Source organism: Pseudoxanthomonas sp. PXM02 (assembly GCF_014851805.1).
Classification (GTDB): Bacteria; Pseudomonadota; Gammaproteobacteria; order Xanthomonadales; family Xanthomonadaceae; genus Pseudoxanthomonas_A.
The window spans coordinates 1-24448 of the sequence record NZ_JACVAK010000005.1; the positions used below are offsets into that span (position 1 = coordinate 1).

General features: G+C 66.8%; 16 protein-coding genes, 5 tRNA genes and 1 pseudogene. 19 read left to right on the forward strand and 3 right to left on the reverse strand.

Translation table 11 applies throughout. The annotated features are described in order from the left end of the window. Positions 1-170 precede the first annotated feature (170 nt). Together IB225_RS18345 and IB225_RS18350 are read right to left on the reverse strand one after the other, a co-directional pair. Entirely contained in the window at positions 171-596 is a 426-nt protein-coding gene (locus IB225_RS18345) for an SseB family protein (RefSeq protein WP_192313710.1), read from the reverse strand. Positions 597-667: 71 nt separating this feature from the next. Beyond that, positions 668-1015, reverse strand: coding sequence for a ribonuclease E inhibitor RraB (locus IB225_RS18350; protein WP_192313730.1), 348 nt, complete (start codon positions 1013-1015; stop codon positions 668-670). A gap of 238 nt (positions 1016-1253) precedes the next feature. On the opposite strand from IB225_RS18350, the gene IB225_RS18355 reads away from it, so the two are divergent. The 15 genes and pseudogenes from IB225_RS18355 to IB225_RS18425 all read left to right on the forward strand — a co-directional run bounded on the left by IB225_RS18355 (position 1254) and on the right by IB225_RS18425 (position 14264). Next, the gene (locus IB225_RS18355) at positions 1254-2195 is read left to right on the forward strand and encodes an integron integrase (RefSeq protein WP_225584073.1); all 942 of its coding nucleotides are present in this window, start codon (positions 1254-1256) and stop codon (positions 2193-2195) included. 1 nt (position 2196) lies between these two features. After that, positions 2197-4618: pseudogene (locus tag IB225_RS18360) on the forward strand (DNA internalization-related competence protein ComEC/Rec2); the annotation flags it as partial. Continuing rightward, on the forward strand, positions 4584-5246 hold the full coding sequence (locus tag IB225_RS18365; RefSeq protein ID WP_192313739.1) for a MotA/TolQ/ExbB proton channel family protein: 663 nt from the start codon (positions 4584-4586) through the stop codon (positions 5244-5246). The pseudogene IB225_RS18360 and the gene IB225_RS18365, both read left to right, overlap by 35 nt. Positions 5247-5255: 9 nt before the next feature. Next, positions 5256-5678 carry a biopolymer transporter ExbD gene (locus IB225_RS18370; protein WP_192313742.1) on the forward strand — a complete coding sequence of 141 codons (423 nt, stop codon included), beginning with the start codon at positions 5256-5258 and terminating at the stop codon, positions 5676-5678. Positions 5679-5683: 5 nt separating this feature from the next. Continuing rightward, the gene (msbA, locus tag IB225_RS18375; protein WP_225584076.1) at positions 5684-7429 is read left to right on the forward strand and encodes a lipid A export permease/ATP-binding protein MsbA; all 1746 of its coding nucleotides are present in this window, start codon (positions 5684-5686) and stop codon (positions 7427-7429) included. Next, positions 7426-8442: a tetraacyldisaccharide 4'-kinase gene (lpxK, locus tag IB225_RS18380; RefSeq protein WP_192313745.1), complete on the forward strand. Its 1017-nt coding sequence runs from the start codon at positions 7426-7428 to the stop codon at positions 8440-8442. The genes msbA and lpxK overlap by 4 nt, the downstream gene beginning before the upstream one ends. Positions 8443-8475: 33 nt before the next feature. Beyond that, a complete protein-coding gene (kdsB, locus tag IB225_RS18385) occupies positions 8476-9237 on the forward strand; it encodes a 3-deoxy-manno-octulosonate cytidylyltransferase (RefSeq protein WP_192313748.1) in 762 nt (253 codons plus the stop codon). Next, positions 9234-9698, forward strand: a complete 465-nt coding sequence (locus tag IB225_RS18390; protein ID WP_192313751.1) for a low molecular weight protein-tyrosine-phosphatase — start codon at positions 9234-9236, stop codon at positions 9696-9698. Before kdsB ends, IB225_RS18390 begins: the two co-directional genes overlap by 4 nt. Before the next feature lie 31 nt (positions 9699-9729). After that, entirely contained in the window at positions 9730-11145 is a 1416-nt protein-coding gene (locus IB225_RS18395; RefSeq protein ID WP_192313754.1) for a redoxin domain-containing protein, read from the forward strand. Next, a complete protein-coding gene (gene uvrC / locus IB225_RS18400; RefSeq protein ID WP_192313758.1) occupies positions 11142-12989 on the forward strand; it encodes an excinuclease ABC subunit UvrC in 1848 nt (615 codons plus the stop codon). The genes IB225_RS18395 and uvrC overlap by 4 nt, the downstream gene beginning before the upstream one ends. Positions 12990-12996: 7 nt before the next feature. Continuing rightward, a complete protein-coding gene (pgsA, locus tag IB225_RS18405) occupies positions 12997-13644 on the forward strand; it encodes a CDP-diacylglycerol--glycerol-3-phosphate 3-phosphatidyltransferase (protein ID WP_192313761.1) in 648 nt (215 codons plus the stop codon). Then, positions 13635-13710: transfer RNA gene (locus IB225_RS18410), tRNA-Gly, on the forward strand. The genes pgsA and IB225_RS18410 overlap by 10 nt, the downstream gene beginning before the upstream one ends. Before the next feature lie 172 nt (positions 13711-13882). Then, positions 13883-13956: transfer RNA gene (locus tag IB225_RS18415), tRNA-Cys, on the forward strand. A 31-nt stretch (positions 13957-13987) separates the two neighbouring features. Next, positions 13988-14063: transfer RNA gene (locus IB225_RS18420), tRNA-Gly, on the forward strand. 114 nt (positions 14064-14177) lie between these two features. Beyond that, positions 14178-14264: transfer RNA gene (locus IB225_RS18425), tRNA-Leu, on the forward strand. A gap of 16 nt (positions 14265-14280) precedes the next feature. On the opposite strand, the gene IB225_RS18430 is transcribed toward IB225_RS18425, so the two are convergent. Continuing rightward, positions 14281-14427: a hypothetical protein gene (locus IB225_RS18430; protein WP_192313764.1), complete on the reverse strand. Its 147-nt coding sequence runs from the start codon at positions 14425-14427 to the stop codon at positions 14281-14283. Between the two features lie 155 nt (positions 14428-14582). Here IB225_RS18430 and IB225_RS18435 point away from each other — a divergent pair, with 155 nt between their 5' ends. From IB225_RS18435 to IB225_RS18450, 4 genes are all read left to right on the forward strand, one after another. Beyond that, a complete protein-coding gene (locus IB225_RS18435) occupies positions 14583-16205 on the forward strand; it encodes an FMN-binding glutamate synthase family protein (protein ID WP_192313767.1) in 1623 nt (540 codons plus the stop codon). A gap of 60 nt (positions 16206-16265) precedes the next feature. Then, positions 16266-16340, forward strand: a tRNA-Val gene (locus IB225_RS18440). Positions 16341-16630: 290 nt separating this feature from the next. Then, positions 16631-19321 carry a DNA gyrase subunit A gene (gene gyrA, locus IB225_RS18445; RefSeq protein ID WP_192313770.1) on the forward strand — a complete coding sequence of 897 codons (2691 nt, stop codon included), beginning with the start codon at positions 16631-16633 and terminating at the stop codon, positions 19319-19321. Between the two features lie 138 nt (positions 19322-19459). Next, a complete protein-coding gene (locus tag IB225_RS18450; RefSeq protein WP_192314373.1) occupies positions 19460-24355 on the forward strand; it encodes an alpha-2-macroglobulin in 4896 nt (1631 codons plus the stop codon). Positions 24356-24448 lie beyond the last annotated feature (93 nt).

Below are 24448 nucleotides of genomic sequence, written 5' to 3' on the forward strand. Positions count from 1 at the left end.
CGGGATGAGTAACAGGGGCGCTTGAACAGGTGGGGTAGTCCGCGCTCGGGCAGCCGACAAGGAGAGTCGGAAGAACAATAGCTATTGGAACGAATAGCCGATTCCTCACAAGCGGCACCTAACGCCTGAATTAAGCCGACCCGCGAAGCGGGTTCGGCTTGAATGAATTGTTAGGTTGCAGCCGAGTTGCCTGCAACCTGCTGCTTGAGACGGCCGATAGCTTCCGGTGCCAGTTCTACGCCGACCGAACCCCCTGGATTAATGACAACGCCAACTTCCGATCCTAAGCCCTGGAGTAGCCAAGTGAAGCTTACGAGCAGGCCGTACCCAAACTGAGGCAGGTGCTCATGCCAAGGAGTCGACCGCTCTGGCGCGGTGAACGCTGCAACGAAAGGCCCCCCTGCGGCATTTGTCAGCACGCACATGTTAATCGACGGGTCCCAGCGACCTTCGGGGCCGATATCCTTGTCTAGAAGGACGAATACTTGAGAAGTGAGTAGTTGGTCGAAAAAGGCTGCTGGCGAGCCAGTGCCCTGTTGCGCATCAAGTAGCGCATGCTCCAGTGAATTGGTGGGCGAGAACTCTTTTTCAGTCAATGCATTGCTCCCATGCAACCTAACGCCTGAATTAAGCCGACCCGCGAGGCGGGTTCGGCTTGAATGAATTGTTAGGTGCGCGCCGCCTGGACGGCGCACCCCCACCCATCGTAATCGAGTCCGAACAACTCACAAACGCAGGCCATGAAGCCGGAGACGGATTGAATGGCATGCTGCTCAATTGGCATGTTGACGACAACAAGGACACTCGGCGAGTCCTCCAGGCCTTGCGCTGTGGCGACGCCATACTGGTGATCGTTGATGAAATCTGCGACGACCGTTGCTTTGTCCGCGGAGGGGGCTTTGAGCAAGAACTCGACGTCGCGGGGAGTGCTGAAGCGATCTCCTTGTGCGTCCAACTTGCGAAGCAAGTCCGTGTCTGAGACTGCTGTGGCTATCAACATGTCGAGTACTGCCATAGCGCGCCTAACGCCTAGTAGACCCCACTCTGGGGTGATAACGCCGAGTATTCAGGTAGGGCGTGCGGGCGTCAATCGGGGTTTTCCCATGCGGGATCAGTGACTTGTCTGATGGTTGTGGCGTTTGCCCTGTGCGAGGTTGACCGCGTTATTCGCATGGAATGCGGTGGTTATGGATTATCAGGGCAAGGACGGGGCGGTATCTGCGGGCGAGGTCGGTGTACGACGTGGTGGCTTGATGGAAGACGTTGTCCGCAAGTTGCGGGTGGGTCACTACAGCATTCGCACTGAACGGGCGTACGTGGGGTGGATACGGCGGTTCATTATCGCCAATGGCAAGCGGCATCCGCGTGAGTTGGGAGTGGCGCAGGTCGAGACGTTCCTGACGCGGTTGGCGGTCGAAGGCAAGGTGGCGGCAAGCACGCAGAACCAGGCCTTGTCGGCAGTGCTGTTCCTGTATCGCGAAGTGCTGGGCATGAAGCTGCCGTGGATGGACGACGTGGTCCGCGCCAAGCGGCCGCAGCGCGTGCCGACGGTGCTGTCGCAGACAGAAGCAAGAGCGTTGCTGGCGCACATGGACGGACGCTTGGCGCTGCTGGCGCGCCTGCTCTACGGCACCGGCATGCGGTTGATGGAGGGCGTCCGGTTGCGCGTGAAGGACGTCGACTTCGCGCGCAACGAGATCACGGTGCGTGAGGGGAAGGGCGGCAAGGACCGGCGCACGGTGCTGCCGGGGTCGCTGGTCCCTGCGCTGCAGGCCGAGGTGGAGCGCGTCCATGTGCTGCATAGGGACGACCTGGCGCGAGGCATGGGGGAGGTGTGGCTGCCTCACGCGCTGTCGCGCAAGTATCCGAGTGCCGCGCGGGACCTGGGCTGGCAGTATGTGTTTCCCGCCCGGACGATCAGTCGCGATCCGCGTGACGGACGATGGCGGCGACACCATCTCGACGAAGCGATGCTGTCACGCGCGCTCAAGCGGGCACAGGGCGGAGCGGGAATCACCAAGTCGGTCACCGCGCACGTGCTGCGGCATTCCTTCGCGACCCACCTGATCGAAAGCGGATACGACATCCGCACGGTGCAGGAACTGTTGGGGCACAAGGATGTCGCCACCACGCAGATCTACACGCACGTGCTGAATCGCGGGGCGGGCGCGGTGCTCAGTCCGCTGGACCGCTGACATGGACGCGATCGGGAAAGGCGCGCCGCCGTTCGGGCTGGCCTGCGTGGCGGCACTGTTGCTGGGGATCACCGGCATGCTGTGGCAACCGGTGTTGCCCGGGCGCGTCGTGTTGTGGGCGCTGTTGTGCGCCGGACTGGCCCTCTGGTGCCTGCCTTCCCGCTGGCGGTGCGTGGGCGCATTGCTTGCGGGAATGGCATGGGCGGGATTGCACGCGACGTGGAGCCTGTATGTCCAGCTGCCGATGGCATGGGAAGGGCGCGAGACGACGGTGAGCGGCAGGGTGGTCGGGCTACCCGAGCCGCAGGCGCGACGCACGCGCTTCCTATTCCGTATCGATGATGGCGCCGGTCAGCCTGCGCCGCTACGGGGACGCCTGCTGCGGTTGGCGTGGTACGACGATTTCGGTGCGACCCAGCCAGGGCCGCGCTTGCAACTGGGCGCTGGAGAGGCGTGGCGGTTTCGTGTGCGCCTGCGGGCGCCGCGGGGGCTCGCCAATCCCGGCGGAGTGGACGCCGAGCGCTACGCGGCGGCGCAGCGCATCAGCGCGATGGGCTATGTCCGCGACCCCGGTGGCGCTCGCAGACTGGCGTCGGGGCAGGGAATAGATGCCTGGCGCAGTCGGATGTCCGAACGGATTGCGGAAGGAAGTCCGGATGGTGATGCACGCTTCGTCCAGGCGCTGGCGTTGGGCGACACGCGAGGACTCGATGACCATGACTGGCAGGTGCTGCGTGCTGCCGGGCTGACGCATCTCATCGCCATCTCCGGATTCCACGTCGGCATGGTGGCCGGCGCGTGCGCACTGGTCGCCGCCGGCCTGTGGTGGCTGATGCCGGTGCTGGCGCGATACATCCCGCGACCGCAGGCAGCAGGGGCTGCCGCGCTGCTGGGGACCCTGGCGTATGCGGCCGTGGCGGGCTTCGCGCTGCCGACAGTCCGCACGGTCCTGATGATCGCGGTGGTCGTGCTGGCGCGCCTCGCGCGGCGCCACGTACGCATCGCGGACACCCTCGCGCTCGCCATGCTGGCGGTGCTCGTTTTCGATCCCCTGTCGTTGCTCGCGGCCGGTTTCTGGTTGAGCTTCGGCGGTGTCGCGTGGCTGGCCTGGTGCATGCCGGCGTCGCTCCATTGGGCGAAAGCCTTCCTGCCTGCCCAGGGCGTTGCCACGGTGGGCTTGCTGCCGTTCACGGCCGTCCTGTTCGGACAGGCATCGCTGGCCGGTCCGCTCGCCAATCTGGTAGCCATTCCCTGGTGGAGCCTGGTGGTCGTGCCGCTGTCGCTGCTGGGGACCGGCCTGGAGGCGCTGCATCCCGGTGCGGGGAGCTGGGCGTGGCGCGCAGCGGCGGCCTGTTTCGGGCCGACATGGCGGGTCTTCGAGCAGGTGGCGCAGCATCGCTATGCCTTGTGGTGGTTGCCTGAGAGTCCGGCATGGGCGTTGTGGCTGGCGCTGGCGGGCGGATTCTGGCTGCTGCTGCCACGTGGTGTCCCGGGCAAGTCGCTGGCGTTGCTGCTGTGGCTGCCGTTGCTCTGGCCTGATCGCGAGCGACCGCGCGAGGGCGAGGTGGAACTGGTGGCGATCGACGTGGGGCAGGGGTTGTCCGCGCTGGTACGCACGGCGAACCATGCGGTCCTGTTCGATGCAGGCCCGGCGGTGGAGGACGGATTCGATGCCGGTGAACGTGCGGTCGTCCCGGCCCTGCGCGCACTCGGCGTGCCTCGTCTGGATGCGCTGGTGGTCAGCCACGGCGACAACGACCACGCGGGCGGCGTAGATTCCGTTCGCGAGGCCCTGCCGGTGCGCACGGTAATGGCACCGCCGGGCAGCCCCGTGGATATGGATGCGGCCTGTATCGCGGGCGCCTCGTGGACGTGGGATGGCGTGCGCTTCCGTTTCCTGCACCCCGGTCTGCACTTCCCCTATCTGGGCAACGAAGCCAGTTGCGTGCTGAAGGTGGAGACGGCGCACGGCGGGTTGTTGTTGCCCGGGGACATCGGCGCCATCGTCGAGCGCGGGCTCGTTCATCGTGATGCGGCGGCGCTGCGGTCGGAGGTGGTGGTGGTGCCGCACCATGGCAGCGCAGGCTCCTCCGACCCGGCCTTCATCACTGCGGTCTCGCCGCGGCTGGTGCTGAACGCCAGCGGCGCGGGTAACCGTTTCGGCCATCCCCGTGCCGAGGTCGTCGCGCGCTGGCGCAGGCGGGGTGCCGAGGTGCTGGACACCCAGTCGGGCGGGGCGCTGCGTGTGTGGCTGGGCGAGGAGGGCCTGCAGGTGCGTGAACGGCGTCACGACCGGGCGCGCTGGTGGGACGCCGTGCGGCGTCAGCAGGCCGGTGGGCTATCCTATCGGCTGGAAGAAGGACGGCCCGATGCGCCGGAGGACTGAACGTGCTGGAACTGGTGAAGGCCGGCGGTTGGCCGATGATCCCGCTGCTGCTGCTCGGCGTGCTGGCCCTGGCCATCGTGGTGGAACGCTTCTGGTCGCTGCGTCGCAAGGAGATCCTGCCACCCGGTCTGGGCGAGGAAGTCCGCGCGTGGGCAGGCCGGGGGCAGCTGGAGCCGGCCCATATCGAGTCCCTGCGCCGCAATTCCCCCCTGGGTGAACTGCTGGCGGCGGCGCTCGATGTCCGCAACAAGCCGCGTGACCAGATCCGCGAGCGCATCGAGGACACCGGCCGCCATGTGGTCCATCGCATGGAGAAGTTCCTCAATGCGCTGGGCAGCATTGCCTCGGCCGGCCCGCTGCTGGGCCTGCTGGGTACCGTGGTCGGCATGATCCAGATGTTCCTCGGCATCCAGGACAGCGGCGTGGGCGACGTCAATGCGCTGGCCGGCGGCATCGGCAAGGCGCTGGTGTGCGCGGCGGCCGGCATGATCGTGGCCATCCCGGCCCTGCTGTTCCACCGCTACTTCCGCGGCAAGGTCACCGGCTACGTGATGGAAATGGAGAAGGAAGCCACCGCGCTGGTCGACGCGCTGGAAGCCCGCCATCCACCACGCTCCGTCGCCCGTCCTTCCGGCGTCGTCGCGCCGGCGCCGACGAGCGCCTGAGGCCGGCGCATGCGTATCCGCGACGACCGATCGCAGGAAGAGCCTGAGATCAACCTGGTGCCGTTGATCGACGTGATCCTGGTGCTGATCATCTTCTTCGTGATCACCACGACCTTCGACGCTCGCTCGATGCTACAGCTGCAGCTGCCCAGCGCGACGGGCGAACCGGTGGCCGCGCAGGTCAAGGCGCTCAGCGTGCTGGTCAATGCCGACGGGCGCTATTTCGTCGATGAGCAGGAAGTGCTCCGTCCCGACATCGATGCGCTCAAGCAGACCTTGCAGCAGGTGGCCGGCAGCGATCGCAGCCGGCCGGTGCTGCTGCGCGCCGATGCCCGCACGCCGCACCAGGCCGTGGTGACCGCGCTGGATGCACTGGGCCAGTTGGGCTTCCGCAAGATCAACATCGCCACCGCGCCGGAGGCGCAGAAGTGAGCGGCATGGAGTCGCCCTGGCAGGTCTACAAGCGGTTGATGGGCTTTGCACGCCCGTATCGCGGACTGCTGCTGCTCGCCGGCCTGGGCATGCTGATCGAGGCGGCCGCCGGCGGTGCCTTCAGCAAGCTGATGGAGCCGGTGGTCAACGAGACCTTCATCGACCGCGACAAGGCCAAGAGCCTGCTGTTGCCGCTGGCGATCGTCGGCCTGTTCGTGATCCGCGGCATCGCCGGCTATGTCACCGACATGGGCATGGGCAAGGCCGCGCGCAGCATCGCGCGCGATGTCCGCGTCAACGTGCTGGGCAAGTACCTGCGGTTGCCGGGGCTGCGTTTCGATACCGAGCCGGTGCCGGCGATGCTGGTCCGCCTCGGCTCGGACGCGGACCAGATGGCGCAGGCCGCCGTCGATGCCATGAAGGTGATGCTGCAGCAGGTGCTGCAGATCATCGCCGCGCTGGTGGTGATGTTCTGGACGAGCTGGCAGGTCACGCTGGCGATCCTGATCATGGCACCGCCCCTGGCATGGATCATGGACAAGGTGGCCAAGCGCTACCGGCGCATCAGCCACCGCATCCAGGAAAGCGGCGCCGAGATGATGCAGGCCGCGGACCAGACCCTGTCCAACCAGCAGGAAGTGAAGGTCTACGGCGCTCAGGGCAGCGAGCTGGCGCGGTACGAACACCTCGCCAATACGAACCTCAAGCTGGCGATGAAAGTCGAGGCCACGCGCAGCGTCTCGTCGGCGATGGTGCAGCTGATGGGCGCCATCGGTCTGGCGCTGCTGTTGTTCTTCGCGGGACGCGAGGCCATGGCGGGGAGATTGACCGCGGGCGGCTTCGTCACGCTGATGATCTCGATGATGGCGATCATTCCGTCGCTCAAGCAGTTGACCAACGTGCAGAACATGCTGCAGCGGGGCGTGGCTTCGGCGCAGCGCCTGTTCTCCGTGCTCGATACCGATGATGAAAAGGACACGGGTATGCGCACGCTCGATCGCGCAAAGGGGCTGCTCGAGTTCCGCGACATCACCGCGCGCTATCCGGGCCAGAGCCGTCCAGCGCTGGAAGGTGTCAGCTTCACTGCGCGTCCCGGCACCGTCACCGCCATCGTCGGCCGTTCCGGCAGTGGCAAGTCGACGCTGATCAAGCTGATCCCGCGCTTCTACGAATACGAGTCCGGCGAAATCCTGCTGGATGGCCAGCCGCTGCAGGACTACCGCCTCGCCGATCTGCGGCGCCAGGTGGCGCTGGTAGGGCAGCAGGTGATGCTGTTCGACGGCACGGTCGCCGCCAACGTCGCCTATGGTGAGCTGCAGGGTGCTGAAGCCGTCGCCATGGAGGAAGCCGTCCGCGGCGCCAACGCGATGGAGTTCGTCAGCGAACTGCCGGACGGCATGCAGGCGCCGATCGGCAACAAGGGCGGGCGGCTGTCGGGTGGCCAGCGGCAGCGCCTGGCGATCGCGCGCGCGATGCTGAAGGACGCGCCGATCCTGATCCTCGACGAGGCGACCGCTGCCCTCGACAACGAATCCGAACGCCTGGTGCAGAACGCATTGCAGAAGCTGATGCCGGACCGCACCACGCTGGTCATCGCGCACCGGCTGTCGACCATCGAACATGCCGACCAGGTGCTGGTGCTGGACCAGGGGCGTCTGGTCGAGCAGGGCACGCACACCGAGTTGCTGGCGCGCGGTGGGCTGTACGCCCACCTGTACCAGATGCAGTTCCGCGAGGGCGAGGCGGGGTGAGTCGCCGCACGATGCCCCAGCCCCCGGCGTACTGGTTCGGCGATGGTCCTGTGCCGCTCTGGGCGCGCGTGTTGGCCGGCGTCTACGGCGCGCTGGTCGCCCTGCGTCACCGGCTTTACCGTACGGGCGTGTTGCGTCGACACCGTATCGGCGTCCCGGTCATCGTCGTAGGCAACATCACCGCCGGCGGCACCGGCAAGACCCCGCTGACCATTGCCCTGGTCGAGCGCCTGAGGGCGGCGGGTTTCAAACCCGGCGTGGCCAGCCGCGGTTACGGTCGCAGCGGCGATGCCCAGGCGCGCTGGGTGGACGCGGCGACGCCGCCCACCGATGGCGGCGACGAACCCGTCCTCATCGCGCGCCACACCGGCACCCGCGTGCGCGTGGACCGGGATCGCGTCGCAGCAGCGAAGGCGCTGGTGGCGGCTGGTTGCGATGTGATCATCTGCGACGACGGGTTGCAGCATTACCGGCTGCAACGCGACGTGGACATCGAAGTGATCGACGGCGCCCGGCGATACGGCAACGGTCGCATGATGCCGGCCGGCCCGTTGCGCGAGCCGGTGGCGCGCGCGGCGGACTGCGATTTCCGTGTGGTCAACCTGCCGGATGCCGGGAGTGTTGCCGGGTTCGGCGAGTGGCCGATGCACCTGCAGGCCGATGACGCGCTGCCGTTGCGCGGCGGCAGGCCGAAGCCGTTGTCGGCATTCGTGGGCCAGCGCGTGCATGCGGTGGCCGGCATCGGCAATCCGAACCGCTTCTTCACCATGCTCCGCGACCACGGACTGGGCGTCGTGCCGCACGCGTTCGCGGACCATCACGACTACCGCGAAGAAGACTTCGCATTCGGCAGCGAGCTGCCGGTGCTGATGACCGAAAAGGACGCGGTAAAGTGCGCCGCCTTCGCCAACGATTGGTTTTACAGCGTGCCGGTCGTGGCGAGACTGCCGGAGGCATTCTGGATCGCCTTGCTGGAGAAGCTCGGGCGGTCTTCCGGCGTCGCCTCGAAGTAACGCTTACTCAGAAAAACCAGGATCCGGATTCCGATGACCGATTTCATCGTCGCCATTCCCGCCCGGTATGCCGCGTCCCGCCTGCCGGGCAAGCCGCTGCGATTGCTCGGCGGCACGCCGCTGGTCGTGCATGTCGCCCGGCGCGCACTGGCCGCGGGCGCACGCGAAGTCTGGGTGGCGACCGACGACGGCCGTATCCGCAACGCTCTCCAGGGCACGGAAGTGCAGGTGGCAATGACCTCCGAGCGGCATGCCTCGGGCAGTGACCGCCTGGCCGAATGCGCCGACATTGCGGGCTGGGCGGACGACGCGCTGGTGGTGAATTTGCAGGGGGACGAACCGTTCGCGCCGCCGGCCGGTATCCGGACCGTCGCCGAGACGCTGGCTTCCAGCGGCGCGGAGATGGCGACGCTGGCAGTCCCGGTGGACGATGCGGCCACGCTGTTCGATCCCAATGCGGTCAAGCTGGTGCGCGCAGTCAATGGCGACGCGCTGTACTTCAGTCGTGCTCCCATCCCCTGGCCCCGTGACGCGTTCGCGCAATCGCGAGACGTACTGCCGCCCGGACAGTGGCTGCGGCATATCGGCATCTACGCCTACCGCGCGGGGTTCCTGCGCCGTTTCTCGACCATGCCGCCGGGCTACCTGGAGCAGGTGGAGTCGCTGGAGCAGCTGCGGGTGCTGGAGGCGGGTCATCGCATCGCCGTCGCACTGACGCCCGAGCCGTTTCCTCCAGGCGTCGATACGCCGGAGGACCTCGCGCGTGCCGAGGCGATCCTGCAGGCGCAGGCATGAAACTACTGGTCGTGTGCCTGGGCAACATCTGCCGCTCGCCGATGGCGGAGGGCGCATTGCGTGCACGCCTGGCATCGTCGCCGCTGGCCGGGCGCGTCGAGGTGGACTCCGCGGGAACCGGCGGCTGGCATGCCGGCGAGCCGCCGGACCGTCGCGCCATCGCCTGCGCCCGTGGGCACGGCGTCGACATCGCTGGGCAGCGGGCACGCCAGTTGACCGTCAAGGATTTCGAAGAGTTCGACTGGATCCTCTGCGCTGACCAAGTCAACGTCCGCGACGTGCTCCGCCTCGCGCCATCGGGCCGCCGCGATCGCGTTGCCCTGCTGCTGGAGTGGGCCGGCGTCGAGGCAGGCGGCGAGGTGCCTGACCCTTATACCGGCGGGCCGGAGGACTTCCAGCAGGTCTGGCGACTGGTCGATTCGGCCGCACAGGCGGTCGTGGCGCGGCTCGCCGCAGGGTGAGACTGCGGCATAATCAGGGAGGATGACGGACATGACTTTGGCGCCTGAACTGCCGCGTGGCCTGCAATGGCTCAACGCGCCCTCGACCACGTTGCACGAGCAGCGGGGCCGCATCGTCGCGCTGGCCTTCGTCAGCAGCGCGTCCGCCTGGTGCGGTCAGCGACTCAACGAGCTGGCCGTGCTGCAGGCCCGATACCTGGGTCGGCTCCAGGCGCTGGCGATCCACGTGCCGCGTTTCGACAGCGAGCGCGACCCGCAGGCCGCGCTTAAGCGGTTGCGCCGCCATGGCCTGTCGCTGCCGCTAGCGCACGACGCCGACTGGGTGGCCTGGCAACGCTTTGGGGTGGAATCGTGGCCCACGGTGTTGCTGATCGATGGCGAGGGCAACGTCCAGCATCGCGCTGCGGGCGCTGACGGGCTGGCGGACCTGGAACGGCAGATCGCGCGTCTCTGCGACGGCCTGCATTCGCCGCCGGACGATGACTTCCGCAGCTTCCGTGAAGCCCACCCCGAACCGCGGATGCCGCTGTGCTTCCCTACCGGACTGGTCGCCACGCCGGACCGCCTGTTCGTGGCCGACAGCGGCCACCACCGTGTGCTGGAGTGCAACCATCACGGCCGGGTGATCCGCCAGTTCGGCATGGGAACCCCGGACTTCGCCGACGGTGAACTGAATCACGCCGCCTTCCGCCGTCCGCAGGGCCTGGCGCTGGTGCGTGAATCGCTCTACGTCGCCGATACAGGCAATCACGCCCTGCGGCGCATCAACCTGCCGACCAGTTCGGTGGACACACTGTGCGGCAACGGCCGGGCAGGCGAGCCGAGCGAAGGGGTTGTCACGGCACCGCGCGACGTGGCGCTCAACCAGCCGCAGGCGCTGGTGGTCAACAACAACCAGATCTTCCTGGCGATGGCGGGCGACAACCGGGTCTGGAGCTACGACCTCGGCACACGCGAGATCCGCTCGCGCGCTGGCTCGGGTCAGCTCGATGTCCGCGACGGCAGTGGACCGATGGCTGCTTTCGCGCAACCCGCCAGCCTCACGGCGGCGCTGCAGACCCTGTACGTGTGCGATGCCGTGGGTTCGGCCGTGCGCTCGCTACAGTTGCGTGGCGATACGGTGCAGACACTGGTCGGGCAGGGCGCGTGGAGCTTCGGCGATGCCGACGGCCCGCGTGATCGCGCCCAGTTGCAGCATCCGCAGGCGGTGGCGCTGAGTCCGGATTCGCCGGTCATGTGGATCGCCGACAGCGGCAACGGCACGCTCCGCACGCTGCGCCTCGGCGGCGGCGAACTGGCTACCGTCGCGCTGCCGCGGCGCCTGCAGGGCCCCGCTGGCCTGTCCGTGGCCGCCGGCGCGGTGTGGATCGCCGAGACCGATGCCCACGCGGTGCTGCGCTACGATATCGCCACCGGCGAACTGAGCCACGTTCCGATCGACGAATGAGCGGTAGTCCCCAGGCGGAATTCGACGGCAAGGCCTTCGCGGCTGCGCTGAGCACCGCGCCGGGCGTGTACCGCATGTACGCGGCCGACGATGCCCTGCTGTACGTCGGCAAGGCGGGTGCGCTGCGCAAGCGCGTGACCAGCTACTTCAACAACTCCCCCAAATCCCCGCGCATCCTGTCGATGCTGTCGCAGGTCGCGCGGATGGACGTGACGGTCACCCGCACCGAAGCCGAAGCCCTGCTGCTGGAAAACCAGCTGATCAAGTCGCTGACGCCGCGCTACAACGTGCTGCTGCGCGACGACAAAAGCTATCCCTATGTCCTGCTCACGCGCGAGGACTGGCCGCGCATCGCCTTCCATCGTGGCGCGCGAGCGGTGCCCGGGCGCTACTTCGGCCCGTACCCCAGTGTCATCGCGGTGCGCGAGACGCTGAACCTGATGCAGAAGCTGTTCCGCATCCGCAATTGCGAGGACAGCGTGTTCCACAACCGGTCGCGCCCCTGCCTGCAATACCAGATCGGCCGCTGCAGCGGGCCGTGCGTCGGGCTGGTGGCGGAGGCCGACTACACCGAATCCGTGCGTCAGGCCACGTTGTTCCTCGATGGCCGCAGCGATGAACTGACGCGCGAACTCGGCGCCGCGATGGAGCAGGCCAGCGCGAATCTCGAATTCGAGCAGGCGGCGCGATTACGCGATCTGGTCGCGTCGATCCGCACCCTGCAGGCGCGCCAGTACGTGGACGGCCACGCCGCCGATCTGGACGTGCTGGCCTGCGCCATGCAGGGCAGCCAGGCCTGCGTGCTGCTGCTCGCCTTCCGCGATGGCCGCAACCTGGGTACGCGCACCTTCTTCCCGAAGACCAATGGCGAGGATTCCGCCGAGGAAGTGCTGGGCGCCTTTGTGTCGCAGTATTACGCCGAGCAGCCGGCGCCACAGGAAATCGTGCTGGATCGCGAGATTCCCGAGGCCGAGCTGATCGAGCATGCGCTCGCTGCTTCAGCGGGGCGCAAGGTACAGCTGAAATGGAACGTCCGCAGCGAACGTGCGGGCTATCTCGACCTTGCCCGGCGCAACGCCGAAATCGCGCTGGTGACCGAACTCGGCAGTCGCAACGCGCAGACCGCACGCAGCGAAGCGCTGAAGGAACTGCTCGGTCTGCCCGAAGTGGCCAAGCGCATCGAATGCTTCGATATCAGCCACACGATGGGCGAAGCGACCGTCGCGTCCTGCGTGGTGTTCGACGCCAACGGCGCAGTGCGTTCGCAATACCGTCGCTACAACATTACCGGGATCACCCCGGGCGACGACTTCGCCGCCATGCACCAGGCGATCGAGCGTCGCTTCCGGCGGGCGGTGGAGGAGGGCGGGGTCCTGCCTGATGTGCTGCTGATCGACGGCGGTGCAGGCCAGCTGGCACAGGCGCAGGCCGCGCTGGCGGATCTGGGTGTGGATGGCGTGACCCTGGTCGGCGTCGCCAAGGGCGTCGAGCGGAGGGCCGGGCATGAGGCACTGGTGCTGCCGGATGGCCGCGAACTGCGTCCGGGCGCGGCGTCGCCGGCGCTGCAGTTGATCCAGCAGGTGCGCGACGAAGCGCACCGGTTCGCGATCACCGGCCACCGCGGCAAGCGTCAGAAAGCGCGCATGACCAGCAAGCTGGAGGATATCCCCGGCATCGGTCCGCGACGGCGTGCGAGCCTGCTGAAGCATTTCGGGGGACTGGCCGGCCTGAAGGCGGCCGGCGCCGACGAGATCGCCCGCGTCGACGGCGTGAATGCCGCACTGGCCGAGCGAATCTACGCTAACCTGCACGGGCTGCCGTCCCCCGAGGCAGGAAAAGAGTAAGCCTGCGATGAAGTTGACCGTCCCCACCTGGCTCACGCTGCTGCGGATCGTGCTGATCCCGGTACTGGTGCTGGTGTTCTACCTGCCGTATTCGTGGACCAATTTCGCGGCGGCCTTCATCTTCGTTCTGGCAGCAGTCACCGATTGGCTCGATGGCTGGATCGCGCGCCGCTACCACCTGTATTCCGCATTCGGCGCGTTCCTCGATCCGGTGGCCGACAAGTTGATGGTGGCGGTGTCGTTGTTCCTGATCGTGCAGGACAACCCGACCATGTGGATGGCGATCTGGGCGGCGGTGATCGTCGGCCGCGAGATCGCGGTGTCCGCATTGCGCGAATGGATGGCCGAACTGGGCCAGCGCGCGACGGTGAAAGTGGCCGCGCTGGGCAAGATCAAGACCATCGTGCAGATGGTGGCGCTGTCCTGCCTGCTGTACGCGTCCACGCCGGGTGCGCAGACGCTGGAAGACATCTGGCTGGGTCGCTTGGTGTTCGTGCTGGGCGACTGGTTGCTGGCCATCGCGGCATTGCTGACGCTCTGGTCCGGCATCCAATACCTGCTCGCCGCGTGGCCGATCCTGCGCGAGGGCGAGAAAAAGCCTGTTGACATGCCCAAACAAGACGCTACAATTTCGTCTCTCTCGACGCGGGAATAGCTCAGTTGGTAGAGCACGACCTTGCCAAGGTCGGGGTCGAGGGTTCGAGTCCCTTTTCCCGCTCCAGTTTTTCGTCCTGAGAGGGACGGTCCACCAAACCCCGTTCGCGGGGTTTTGTGTTGTAGGGCGCCTTGAAAAAGCGCCTGGATTGCGCCAGTCTGGCGTGGTCGCCACCGGCCCGGTGGCAATGTGGTGATCCGGCGGACGGCAAGTCGATATCGGCTCCGCTGAAAGATTCGGCCTCGTGGCAGAGTGGTGATGCACCGGATTGCAAATCCGTTTACAGCGGTTCGATTCCGCTCGAGGCCTCCAATGTAGAAGACGGTGCATGCATCGTCGCCCCGCGGGAATAGCTCAGTTGGTAGAGCACGACCTTGCCAAGGTCGGGGTCGAGGGTTCGAGTCCCTTTTCCCGCTCCAGATTGGCTCCTCTTGGAGCACGCACGAAGCCCCGCTTGCGGGGCTTCGTCGTTTCCGGCCCCTGGCGTGGAAGCCGCTTTCCAATGCGCCGTGAGTGAGGCACGCTATCGGCGGGCCCGGATGGCGAAACTGGTAGACGCATCGGACTTAAAATCCGCCGGCCGCAAGGCCATGCCGGTTCGATTCCGGCTCCGGGCACCACCGTGACGTTGCCGCCTCAGCGCCGACGCTTCCTCTCTTCCTCGCGCACCTTGCGGCGTACGAACAGCGCCACGAAGACGCTGATTCCCACCATGACGATGCTGCCACCGATGGCCAGCCAGCCGACGGGTTCCATCAGGATTTCGCGCAGGATCGGATGCATGTCGTGTTCTCCCCGGTCGTGGTGGAGTCAACGTCGCATCGCATGCATTGCCAGGCATTGATCCGGATCAAGCCTGCAGGCGCGGTCAATCGTTGCTGCGACCTGTCGCCGCAGGCCATGTCTTAGAATCAGGGCTGGCCCACGGGAGACTGCCTATGCAGCGTTACCTCGCCTATGTCGTCAGCATCGTGCTGGCGCTTGCTTCGCTGGTGCTCGCGCTGTTCTGGCCGGTCGCGTGGTGGAGTGTCGCGCTGTTCGGCGCGCTGGTGCTGCTCGGAACCTGGGACGTACTGCAGACGCGCAGCACCCTGCGTCGCAACTATCCCGTGCTGGCGCACTTCCGCTACGGACTCGAATCCGTTGGTCCCGAAATCCGCCAGTACTTCATCGAAGGCGACACGGCGGAAGTGCCGTTCTCGCGGCAGCAGCGGGCGCTGGTCTACCAGCGTGCGAAGGGCGTCAGCGACGTGGTGCCGTTTGGTAGCCAGCAGGACGTGTATGGCGTGGACTACGAGTGGATCAACCATTCGATGGCACCGACCAGCGTGGATTCGCACGATTTCCGCGTGGTGATCGGCGCGGGCACGGCGCAGCCGTATTCGGCGAGCGTGTTCAACATCTCGGCGATGAGCTTCGGTTCACTGTCGGCCAATGCGGTGCGCGCGCTGAACGAAGGCGCGCGGCGCGGCAACTTCTACCACGATACCGGCGAGGGCTCGATCTCGCCGTACCACCGCGAGAAGGGCGGGGATCTGGTCTGGGAGATCGGCTCAGGCTATTTCGGATGCCGTGACGAGCAGGGTCGCTTCAGCGAGGCGCGCTTCATCGAGAACGCGCATTCGCCGCAAGTGAAGATGATCGAACTGAAACTGTCCCAGGGTGCCAAGCCCGGCCATGGCGGTGTGCTGCCGGCGGCCAAGGTCACGGCGGAGATCTCGGTCACGCGTGGCGTTCCGATGGGGCACGACTGCGTGTCGCCGGCAAAGCATTCCGCGTTCTCCACGCCGGTCGAACTGCTGCAGTTCGTCGCGCGCCTGCGGGAGCTCTCGGGCGGCAAGCCGACCGGATTCAAGCTGGCGATCGGCCATCCCTGGGAGTGGTTCGGCATCGCCAAGGCCATGCACGAGACCGGGCTGCTGCCGGACTTCATTGTGGTGGATGGCGCTGAAGGCGGCACCGGGGCCGCACCGGCCGAATTCATCGACCATGTCGGCGTGCCGATGCACGAGGCATTGCTGTTGGTCCACAACACGCTGGTCGGCCTGAACCTGCGTGATCGCATCAGGATCGGCGCCGCCGGCCGGATCATCAGCGCGTTCGATATCGCGCGCACCATGGCCATGGGTGCCGACTGGTGCAACGCGGCCCGCGGCTTCATGTTCGCGCTGGGTTGCATCCAGTCGCAGAGCTGCCACAACGACCGCTGCCCCACCGGCGTGGCCACGCAGGACCCGAAGCGCTGGAAGCACCTCGATGTCCCGGACAAATCGGTGCGCGTGCAGCAGTTCCACGACAACACGCTCAAGGCGCTGCGCGACATGCTGTGTGCGGCGGGGCTGGAACACCCCCAGCAACTCGGGCCGGAGCACATCCTGCGGCGCGTCTCGCCGATCGAGGTCCGTTCGCTGGCGGCGCTTTACCGCTTCCTGGAGCCGGGCGAGCTGCTGGACCGGGTGCCGTCGCATGCGGTGTTCCGCGACTTCTGGCCCGAGGCGCGGAGCGACGCGTTCGCGCCGCCGCGCCGGGTCAGCGCGCTGTGCGACACCAAGGACCGGTGACCGTTGGATCCGTTGACCGCCCCCCCGGTCCGCGGCTATCATTCGCGCCCCGATGATTTCGGGCGGTTAGCTCAGCGGTAGAGCACTGCTTTCACACGGCAGGGGTCACAAGTTCGAAACTTGTACCGCCCACCAGTTCCAGCGAAAAGCCCGGCCTTGGCCGGGCTTTTTCGTTTCGGTCTCCGCCGCATTCCAGGGTCTTTCCGCGGGCCTTGACGACGACCTCCGGGACATGTGTCGAACGGGCGCATAAGTGCTTGTTTCTCGGGCCGAAACGGCCGGTCTGGTGCGCCCGGTGTGGTACACTCGGCACGCTGCAGAACCCGCCGGAATCCCCGCCTGTCGCTGCCTCGCCGGCCCACGCCGGCTAGGCCCGTTTTGGCCGCGATTCCGGCCCGAGACAACCTGAGAAACACGGAACCCGAATGGCCGATACCGCCAAGGAAATCATCCCCGTCAACCTCGAAGACGAGATGCGTCGCAGCTATCTCGATTACGCCATGAGCGTGATCGTGGGCCGCGCGCTCCCGGATGTCCGCGATGGCCTGAAGCCCGTCCACCGGCGCGTCCTGTTCGCGATGAACGAACTGGGCAACCACGCCAACAAGCCGCACGTGAAGTCCGCCCGTATCGTCGGTGACGTGATCGGTAAGTACCACCCGCACGGCGACCAGTCGGTCTACGACACGCTGGTGCGCATGGCGCAGCCGTTCTCGCTGCGTTACATGCTGGTCGACGGCCAGGGCAACTTCGGTTCGGTCGACGGCGACTCCGCTGCGGCGATGCGTTACACCGAAGCGCGCATGGCCAAGCTCACCCACGAGCTGCTGGCCGACATCGACAAGGAAACGGTCGATTTCCAGCCCAACTACGACGAGAAGGAACAGGAGCCGACGGTCCTGCCGACGCGCTTCCCGAACCTGCTTGTCAACGGTTCGGCCGGCATCGCGGTGGGCATGGCCACCAACATCCCGCCGCACAACCTGTCGGAAGTGATCAACGGCCTGATCGCGCTGATCGACAATCCGGAGCTCGATGTCGACGGGCTGATGCAGTACATCCCCGGTCCGGATTTCCCCACCGGCGGCATCATCAACGGCACCGCCGGCATCATCGCCGGCTACCGCACCGGGCGTGGTCGCGTGCGCATGCGCGCCAAGGCCGATATCGAAGTCAACGATGACAACGGCCGCGAGTCGATCATCGTCACCGAGATCCCGTACCAGGTGAACAAGGCGCGGCTGATCGAGAAGATCGCCGAGCTGGTGAAGGAAAAGAAGCTCGAGGGCATCAGCGAGCTGCGCGACGAGTCCGACAAGGACGGCATGCGCATCTACATCGAGGTCAAGCGCGGCGAATCGGCCGAGGTCGTCCTCAACAACCTGTACCTGCAGACGCCGATGGAATCGGTGTTCGGCATCAACATGGTCGCGCTGGTCGATGGCCGTCCGCAGCTGCTCAACCTGAAGCAGATGCTGGAAGCGTTCGTGCGCCACCGCCGCGAAGTGGTGACCCGCCGGACCATCTTCGAACTGCGCAAGGCCCGCAGCCGCGCCCACATCCTGGAAGGCCTGACGGTCGCGCTCGCCAACATCGACGAGATGATCGAGCTGATCAAGACGTCGGCCAATCCGCAGGAAGCGCGCGAGCGCATGCTGGCCAAGACGTGGGAGCCGGGCCTGGTCGGTTCGCTGCTTGCCGCCGCCGGCGCCGAGGCTTCGCGTCCGGAAGACCTGCCCGTCGAGATCGGTTTCGTCGACGGCCGCTACCAGCTCAGCGAGGCGCAGGCCACGCAGATCCTGGAAATGCGCCTGCACCGCCTGACCGGCCTGGAGCAGGAAAAGCTCACCGAGGAATACCGCCAGCTGCTGGAAACCATCGCCGGCCTGATCCGCATCCTGGAGAACCCGGACGTCCTGCTGCAGGTGATCCGCGACGAGCTGCTGAACGTCAAGGCCGAGTTCGGCGACGAGCGTCGCAGCGAGATCCGCCACAGCGAAGAAGACCTGGACATCCTGGACCTGATCGCGCCGGAAGACATGGTGGTCACGCTGTCGCACGCCGGTTACGCCAAGCGCCAGCCCGCCAGCGCGTACCGTGCGCAGAAGCGCGGCGGCCGTGGCCGCAGCGCGGCAGCGACGAAGGAAGAGGATTTCATCGACCAGCTGTGGCTGGTCAATACGCATGACACGCTGCTCACCTTCACCAGCAGCGGCAAGGTGTTCTGGCTGCCCGTGTACCAGCTGCCGGAAGCCGGCTCCAATGCGCGCGGTCGTCCGATCATCAACTGGATTCCGCTGGAAGCTGGCGAGAAGGTCCAGGCGGTGGTGCCGGTGCGTGCGTACGAAGAAGGTCGTTACGTCTTCTTCGCGACCCGGAACGGCACGGTCAAGAAGACGCCGCTTACCGAGTTCGCGTTCAAGCTGGCGCGCGGCAAGATCGCGATCAACCTGGATGAAGGCGATGCCCTGGTCGGCGTCGCGCTGACCGATGGCGAGCGCGACATCATGATGTTTGCCTCCAACGGCCGCGCCGTGCGCTTCTCCGAGTCGCTGGTGCGCGCGATGGGCCGCACGGCGACCGGTGTGCGCGGCATGCGTCTGGTCGAGGGTGCGGATGCGGACGTCGAGGGTGACCAGGAAGAAGGCGAGGCCGGCGATGTCGATGGCGCGCCGTCGATCCCCGAAGCGGGCTCCGAAGTCGTCAGCCTGGTCGTCGTCGACGGCGAGGGCGACATCCTGACCGCCAGCGAGCGCGGTTACGGCAAGCGCACCCCGGTGGCCGATTACCCGCGCAAGGGTCGCGGTACCCGGGGCGTGATCGCCCTGAAGACCACCGAGCGCAACGGCCGCCTGGTCGGTGCCATCCAGCTGTCCGACCACCACGAGGTCCTGCTGATCTCCGACGGCGGCACGCTGGTGCGTACCCGCGCGGCGGAAATCTCGCAGGTCGGCCGCAACACCCAGGGCGTCACCCTGATCCGTCTGTCCGAGGGCGAGACGCTGCAGGCGGTGGAACGTCTGGATGCCTCGCTGGATGAGGACGAAGGCATCGACGGTGTCGTGGCGGCCACCCCGGTGGCACAGGAAGCGACCGATACGCCGCCGGAGGCCTGACGGTCGATTTACATGAAAGCGTGCGGGGTTTGACCCCGCCGCTTTCATCCCTGCGTTCTATACTGCCGATACGACCACGGCAGGGAACGGCACATGGGATCGGTACGTCGCAACACCAGGAACGCGCGCAGCCGCTGGATGCGCGCGTTTTTTATTGGCCTGATCGCGGCAGCGGCACTGGCCGGCTGCAAGCGCAACGAGTCCGGGCAGCTGCCCGAAGCCAGCGGTGATCCCATCAAGGCGCAGGCTGCCAAGGTGGAAGGCTTCGCTCTCGTCGGCGCCTATCCCGACCAGCATGACGGCGACCTCGCCATCGCACTGGAGTTCAGCCGTCCGCTGGTCAGCTCGCAGGATTTCGATGCGCTGCTGGTAGTGAAGGATGCCAACGGTGCGGCGGTGAAGGGCAGCTGGGTGCTGGACGACAAGGGTCTGGTGCTGCGCTTCCCGGCCGTGGAAGCGGCCAAGGACTACGACGTCACCCTGAAAGCCGGCCTGTCGGCCGCCGACGGCACGCGCCTGGGCAAGGACGACACCCGCAAGGTGCACACGGGCGAACTCGACCCGGCCGTGGGCTTCGCCTCGCAGGGCAGCGTGCTGCCGGCGCGCGAAAGCCGTGGCCTGCCGGTGGTGTCGATCAACGTACCGGAAGTGGACGTGGAGTTCCTGCGCGTCACCGAGAAGCAGTTGCCGAAGTTCTTCGCCGAGTACCAGCGCGGTGGCCGGCGTGGCAGCTGGGACCTGGACAGCGAGTACGGCGATAGCACGCCACTCGGTCAGCTGGCCGAGCCCGTCTACCTCAACCGCTTCGTGCTGGGCGGCAAGCCCAACGAGCGCGTGCTGACCTATCTTCCGATCCAGGACATCCGCGAGCTGCAGGATCCGGGTCTCTACTTCGCGGTGATGAAGCGCACCGGCAAGTTCGCCGGTGAATTCGAGACGGCCTTCTTCACCGTCAGCGACATCGGCCTGCACACGCGTGCTTACAAGGACAAGCTGTTCGTCCATACCGCCTCGCTGCAGGACGGCTCTGCCACAGGCAGCGTGGACCTGAAGGTGCTGGACGGGCGTGGCGAAGCCATCCTGACCGGCAAGACCGACGGCAATGGCAACGCGCTGTTGAATTACACGCTGGATGCTGGTCACGTGCTGGTCGCCACGCGCGGCAAGGACGTGTCGATGCTGCCGTTCAACCAGCCGGCGCTCGACCTGTCCGAGTTCGCGGTCGCCGGACGCGAGCAGGCGTGGTTCGATGTGTTCGCGTGGTCCGGACGCGACCTGTACCGCCCCGGTGAAACCGTACGCATCTCCGCGCTGCTGCGCGACAACGACGGCAAGCCGGTACCGGCGCCGAAGCAAGGCGGCGGGCAGCCCGTTTTCCTGCGCCTGAAGCAGCCCGACGGCAAGGTCTTCCGCGAGACCCGGCTGCAGCCCGGTGCGCAGGGCTATTTCAGCTTCGAGCAGGCGATCCCGGTGGAGGCGCCGACCGGCCGCTGGCAGGTGGAGTTCCGCACCGACCCGGCCAGCAAGGAAGCGGTGCAAGGCATGACGCTGCGCATCGAGGAGTTCCTGCCCGAGCGCATGAAGCTGGACCTAGACGCGGCGCCGGTGCTGAAACCGGGCCAGCCGCTGAAGCTCAAGGCGACGGCCGCTTATCTGTACGGCGCGCCCGCCAGTGGCAACCGCTTCACCGCCAAGCTGGCCGTGGCGGTGGAACAACATCCGCTGGAGCAACTGCCCGGCTATTTCTTCGGCGACCCGACGATGGAGCTGCCGAAGGAAGCCAAGGACGTGATCGACACCACGCTGGCCGACAGCGGCGTGCTGGAAGAAGACATCGCGCTGCCGGCGGAAGCCAAGCCGCGCAGCCCGATCGCCGCGATCGTGTCCGGCAGCGTTTACGAGACCGGCGGCCGCACGGTGAACCGCACGCTCAAGCGCGTGCTGTGGCCGGCCGATGCGCTGGTCGGCATCCGTCCGCTGTTCGACGACAAGGACGGCGCCGACGCCAACGCGAACGCGGGCTTCGAAGTGGTGCGCATGGACGCCGCCGGCAAGCCGCAGCCCGGCAAGGGGCTGAAGGCCACGCTGGTGCGCGAACTGCGCGACTACCACTGGAACCATTCGGATGACGGCGGCTGGGACTACGACTTCACTCGCCGCTTCGAGAACAAGGAGACGCGTACGCTCGATGTCGGCACCGGCGCGTCGAAGATCGACTTCCCGGTGGAGTGGGGCGAATACCGGCTGGACGTGTTCGATCCTGCCACCGGCCTGACAACGCGTTATCCGTTCCGCGCCGGCTGGAGCTGGGACGACCAGAACCGCGGCCTGGATGCACGCCCCGACAAGGTCAAGCTGGCGCTGGACAAGACCGGCTACAAGGCGGGCGACACGCTGAAGGTCACCGTGACCCCGCCGCATGCCGGCAAGGGTCTGCTGATGGTCGAGAGCGACCGCATGCTGTACGTGCAGGCGATCGAGGCCAAGCCGGGCAGTACGTTCTCCATTCCGGTGACGAAGGACTGGGAGCGCCACGACGTCTACGTCACCGCGCTGGTGTTCCGCGGCGGCTCGGCGCCCAGCAAGATCACGCCGGCGCGCGCCGTCGGTGTGGCGCACGTGCCGATGGACCGTCGCGACCGTCGCGTCGCGGTCGGCTTGTCGGTGCCGAAGCAGATGCGTCCCGAGCAGAACCTGCCGGTCACCGTCAGCGTGCCCGAGCTTGCCGGCCAGACCGCGCACGTCACGGTGTCCGCGGTGGACGTGGGCATCCTCAACATCACCCGTTTCCCGGTGCCGGACGCCAACGCGCAGTTCTTCGCGCAGCGCCGGCTGGGCGTGGATGCGTACGACATCTACGGCCGCGTGATCGAGAGCTTCGAGGGCGGCAGCGCGAAGATGCGCTTCGGCGGCGACATGGCGCTGGCCGCGTTGCCGCAGGCCAAGCGACCGACTTCGCGCGTGCAGACGGTGGACCTGTTCTCCGGTCCGGTGAAACTGGATGCCAAGGGCAATGCACGCGTCGCGCTGAAGGTGCCGGACTTCAACGGCACACTGCGGGTGTCGGCGCTGGTCTATTCGGATACGCGCTACGGCAACCGCGACCGCGAGACCGTCGTGCGTGCGCCGATCGTCGCCGAAGCCAGCCTGCCGCGCGTGCTGGCGCCGGGCGACAAGAGCACGGTGACGCTGGACGTGCAGAACTTCACCGGCAAGGCGGGCGCGTTCAAGGTGCTGGTGAACGGCGAAGGTCCGCTCAACATCGGTGAAGGCAGCAAGAGTGCGGATCTGTCCGTCGACGCCAAACGCACGCTGACGTTCCCGATCACGGCGGGCGAGGGCTATACCACCGCGCAGGTACGCGTGCGCGTCGAAGGCAACGGCTTCAAGGTCGACCGCCGCTACGACGTGCCGGTGCGCGCGGGCTGGCCTGCCGTGCTGCGCTCGCGCACGCAGGTGCTGGACAGCCTGGTGCCGGTCGAGATGGGTGCGGGTTTCGCCGATGGCCTGATGCCCGGCTCGGTAACCGCACGCATGACCGTCAGCGCGCTGCCACCGATTCCGTTCGCCAGTGCCCTGAAGGGCGCGCTGGAGTATCCGTACGGCTGTGCCGAGCAGACCACCAGTAAGGGTTACGCCGCGCTGGAACTGGACGATGCCACCGCCAAGCTGCTTGGCATCGACGGACTGGAAGCCAAGAAGCGCCGCGAGCGCATGGAAGGTGCGTTCGGACGGCTGGCGTCGATGCAGGTGGCGAACGGCCACTTCTCGATGTGGGGCGACGACGATTACGTCAATCCCGGCCTGACGCCGTACATCGCCGAGTTCCTGCTGGACGCGCGCGAAGGCGGCTTCGCGGTGCCGGAGACGGTGCTGCAGAAGGCACTGACCCGTCTCAACGAAGATCTGCTGGCCGGCGGCGCACAGTTCTACGGCTACGACCGGCGCGACCACCTCAAGTTCGCCAACCAGGCCTACGCCGGCTACGTGCTGGCCCGCGTCAACCGTGCGCCGCTGGGCACGTTGCGCGCGCTGTACGACAACGAGCGCGGCAAGACGCTCACCGGTCTGCCGCTGGTGCACCTGGGCATCGCGCTGTCGCTGCAGGGCGACAAGACGCGGGGTGCGAAGGCGATTGCCGAGGGCTTCGCCAAGACCGGCGACCGTCCGGAGTACCTGGGCGACTACGGCACGCGGCTGCGCGACGATGCGCTGATGATCGCGCTGGTGCATGAGCGCAAGCTGGCCAAGCCGGAGTACGACCGCCGGGCGATCTCGCTGGGCCGAGAGCTGGATGCCCGCCGCAACAGCGGCTGGATGTGGCTGAGCACGCAGGAGCAGGTCGCACTCGCACGCTTGGGCAAGGCGCTGATGGTCGACCAGAAGAAGCTGGTTTCCGGTCAGTGGAGCATCGGCGGCGAGGCTGAGGTGGTCGCGCCGGTGCGCTTGTTCGGCCGCGCCGTCGACCATGCGGCGCTGGCGCGCGGCGTGCGCTTCACGCCGGAAGGTTCGCCGCCGCTGTACGCATCGCTGGATGTGGCGGGTATTCCGCGCAGTGCGCCGGCACCGGACGATCGCCAGATCGGCATCGAGCGCCGCTACTACACGACAGACGGACAGGAGTGGAAGGGCGGGACGTTGAAGGAAGGCGAGGCGTTGATCGTACGCGTGGGCATCACTGCCAACGTGGCGATCCCGGACGCGCTGTTCACCGACCTGTTGCCCGCGGGCCTGGAGATCGAGAACTTCAACCTCGGCGACGCTAAGCAGTGGGCCGAAGTGGTCGTGGATGGCATCTCGATCAGCGACCGTGGCGACGCGGCGGACGTCAAGCACGAGGAGTTCCGCGACGACCGCTATGTTGCGGCACTGAAACTGGACCGCCGCAGCACTGCCAAGCTGTTCTATCTCGTGCGTGCGGTGACGCCGGGTACGTACACCGTGCCGCCTTCGCTGGTGGAGGACATGTACCGTCCGGATATCCGGGGTGTCGGCAGGGCATCGCCGGCGACGATCACGGTGGTGCAGCCGTGATCTCGTCCGGTATCCGGATCCGCCATGGGAGCATCGTGGAATCATGAGACATAAGGGACTGCGGGCGACCTACCTCGTGTTCGGGTTCGCCCC

Bases quoted from the DNA above. Each gene is read 5' to 3' on its own strand.
- IB225_RS18350 (WP_192313730.1), bottom strand. From the start codon at position 1,015: ATGGCAGTACTCGACATGTTGATAGCCACAGCAGTCTCAGACACGGAC.
- IB225_RS18355 (WP_225584073.1), top strand. From the start codon at position 1,254: ATGGAAGACGTTGTCCGCAAGTTGCGGGTGGGTCACTACAGCATTCGC.
- IB225_RS18370 (WP_192313742.1), top strand. From the start codon at position 5,256: ATGCGTATCCGCGACGACCGATCGCAGGAAGAGCCTGAGATCAACCTG.
- msbA (WP_225584076.1), top strand. From the start codon at position 5,684: ATGGAGTCGCCCTGGCAGGTCTACAAGCGGTTGATGGGCTTTGCACGC.
- kdsB (WP_192313748.1), top strand. From the start codon at position 8,476: ATGACCGATTTCATCGTCGCCATTCCCGCCCGGTATGCCGCGTCCCGC.
- IB225_RS18390 (WP_192313751.1), top strand. From the start codon at position 9,234: ATGAAACTACTGGTCGTGTGCCTGGGCAACATCTGCCGCTCGCCGATG.
- IB225_RS18395 (WP_192313754.1), top strand. From the start codon at position 9,730: ATGACTTTGGCGCCTGAACTGCCGCGTGGCCTGCAATGGCTCAACGCG.
- uvrC (WP_192313758.1), top strand. From the start codon at position 11,142: ATGAGCGGTAGTCCCCAGGCGGAATTCGACGGCAAGGCCTTCGCGGCT.
- pgsA (WP_192313761.1), top strand. From the start codon at position 12,997: ATGAAGTTGACCGTCCCCACCTGGCTCACGCTGCTGCGGATCGTGCTG.
- IB225_RS18430 (WP_192313764.1), bottom strand. From the start codon at position 14,427: ATGCATCCGATCCTGCGCGAAATCCTGATGGAACCCGTCGGCTGGCTG.
- IB225_RS18435 (WP_192313767.1), top strand. From the start codon at position 14,583: ATGCAGCGTTACCTCGCCTATGTCGTCAGCATCGTGCTGGCGCTTGCT.
- gyrA (WP_192313770.1), top strand. From the start codon at position 16,631: ATGGCCGATACCGCCAAGGAAATCATCCCCGTCAACCTCGAAGACGAG.
- IB225_RS18450 (WP_192314373.1), top strand. From the start codon at position 19,460: ATGCGCGCGTTTTTTATTGGCCTGATCGCGGCAGCGGCACTGGCCGGC.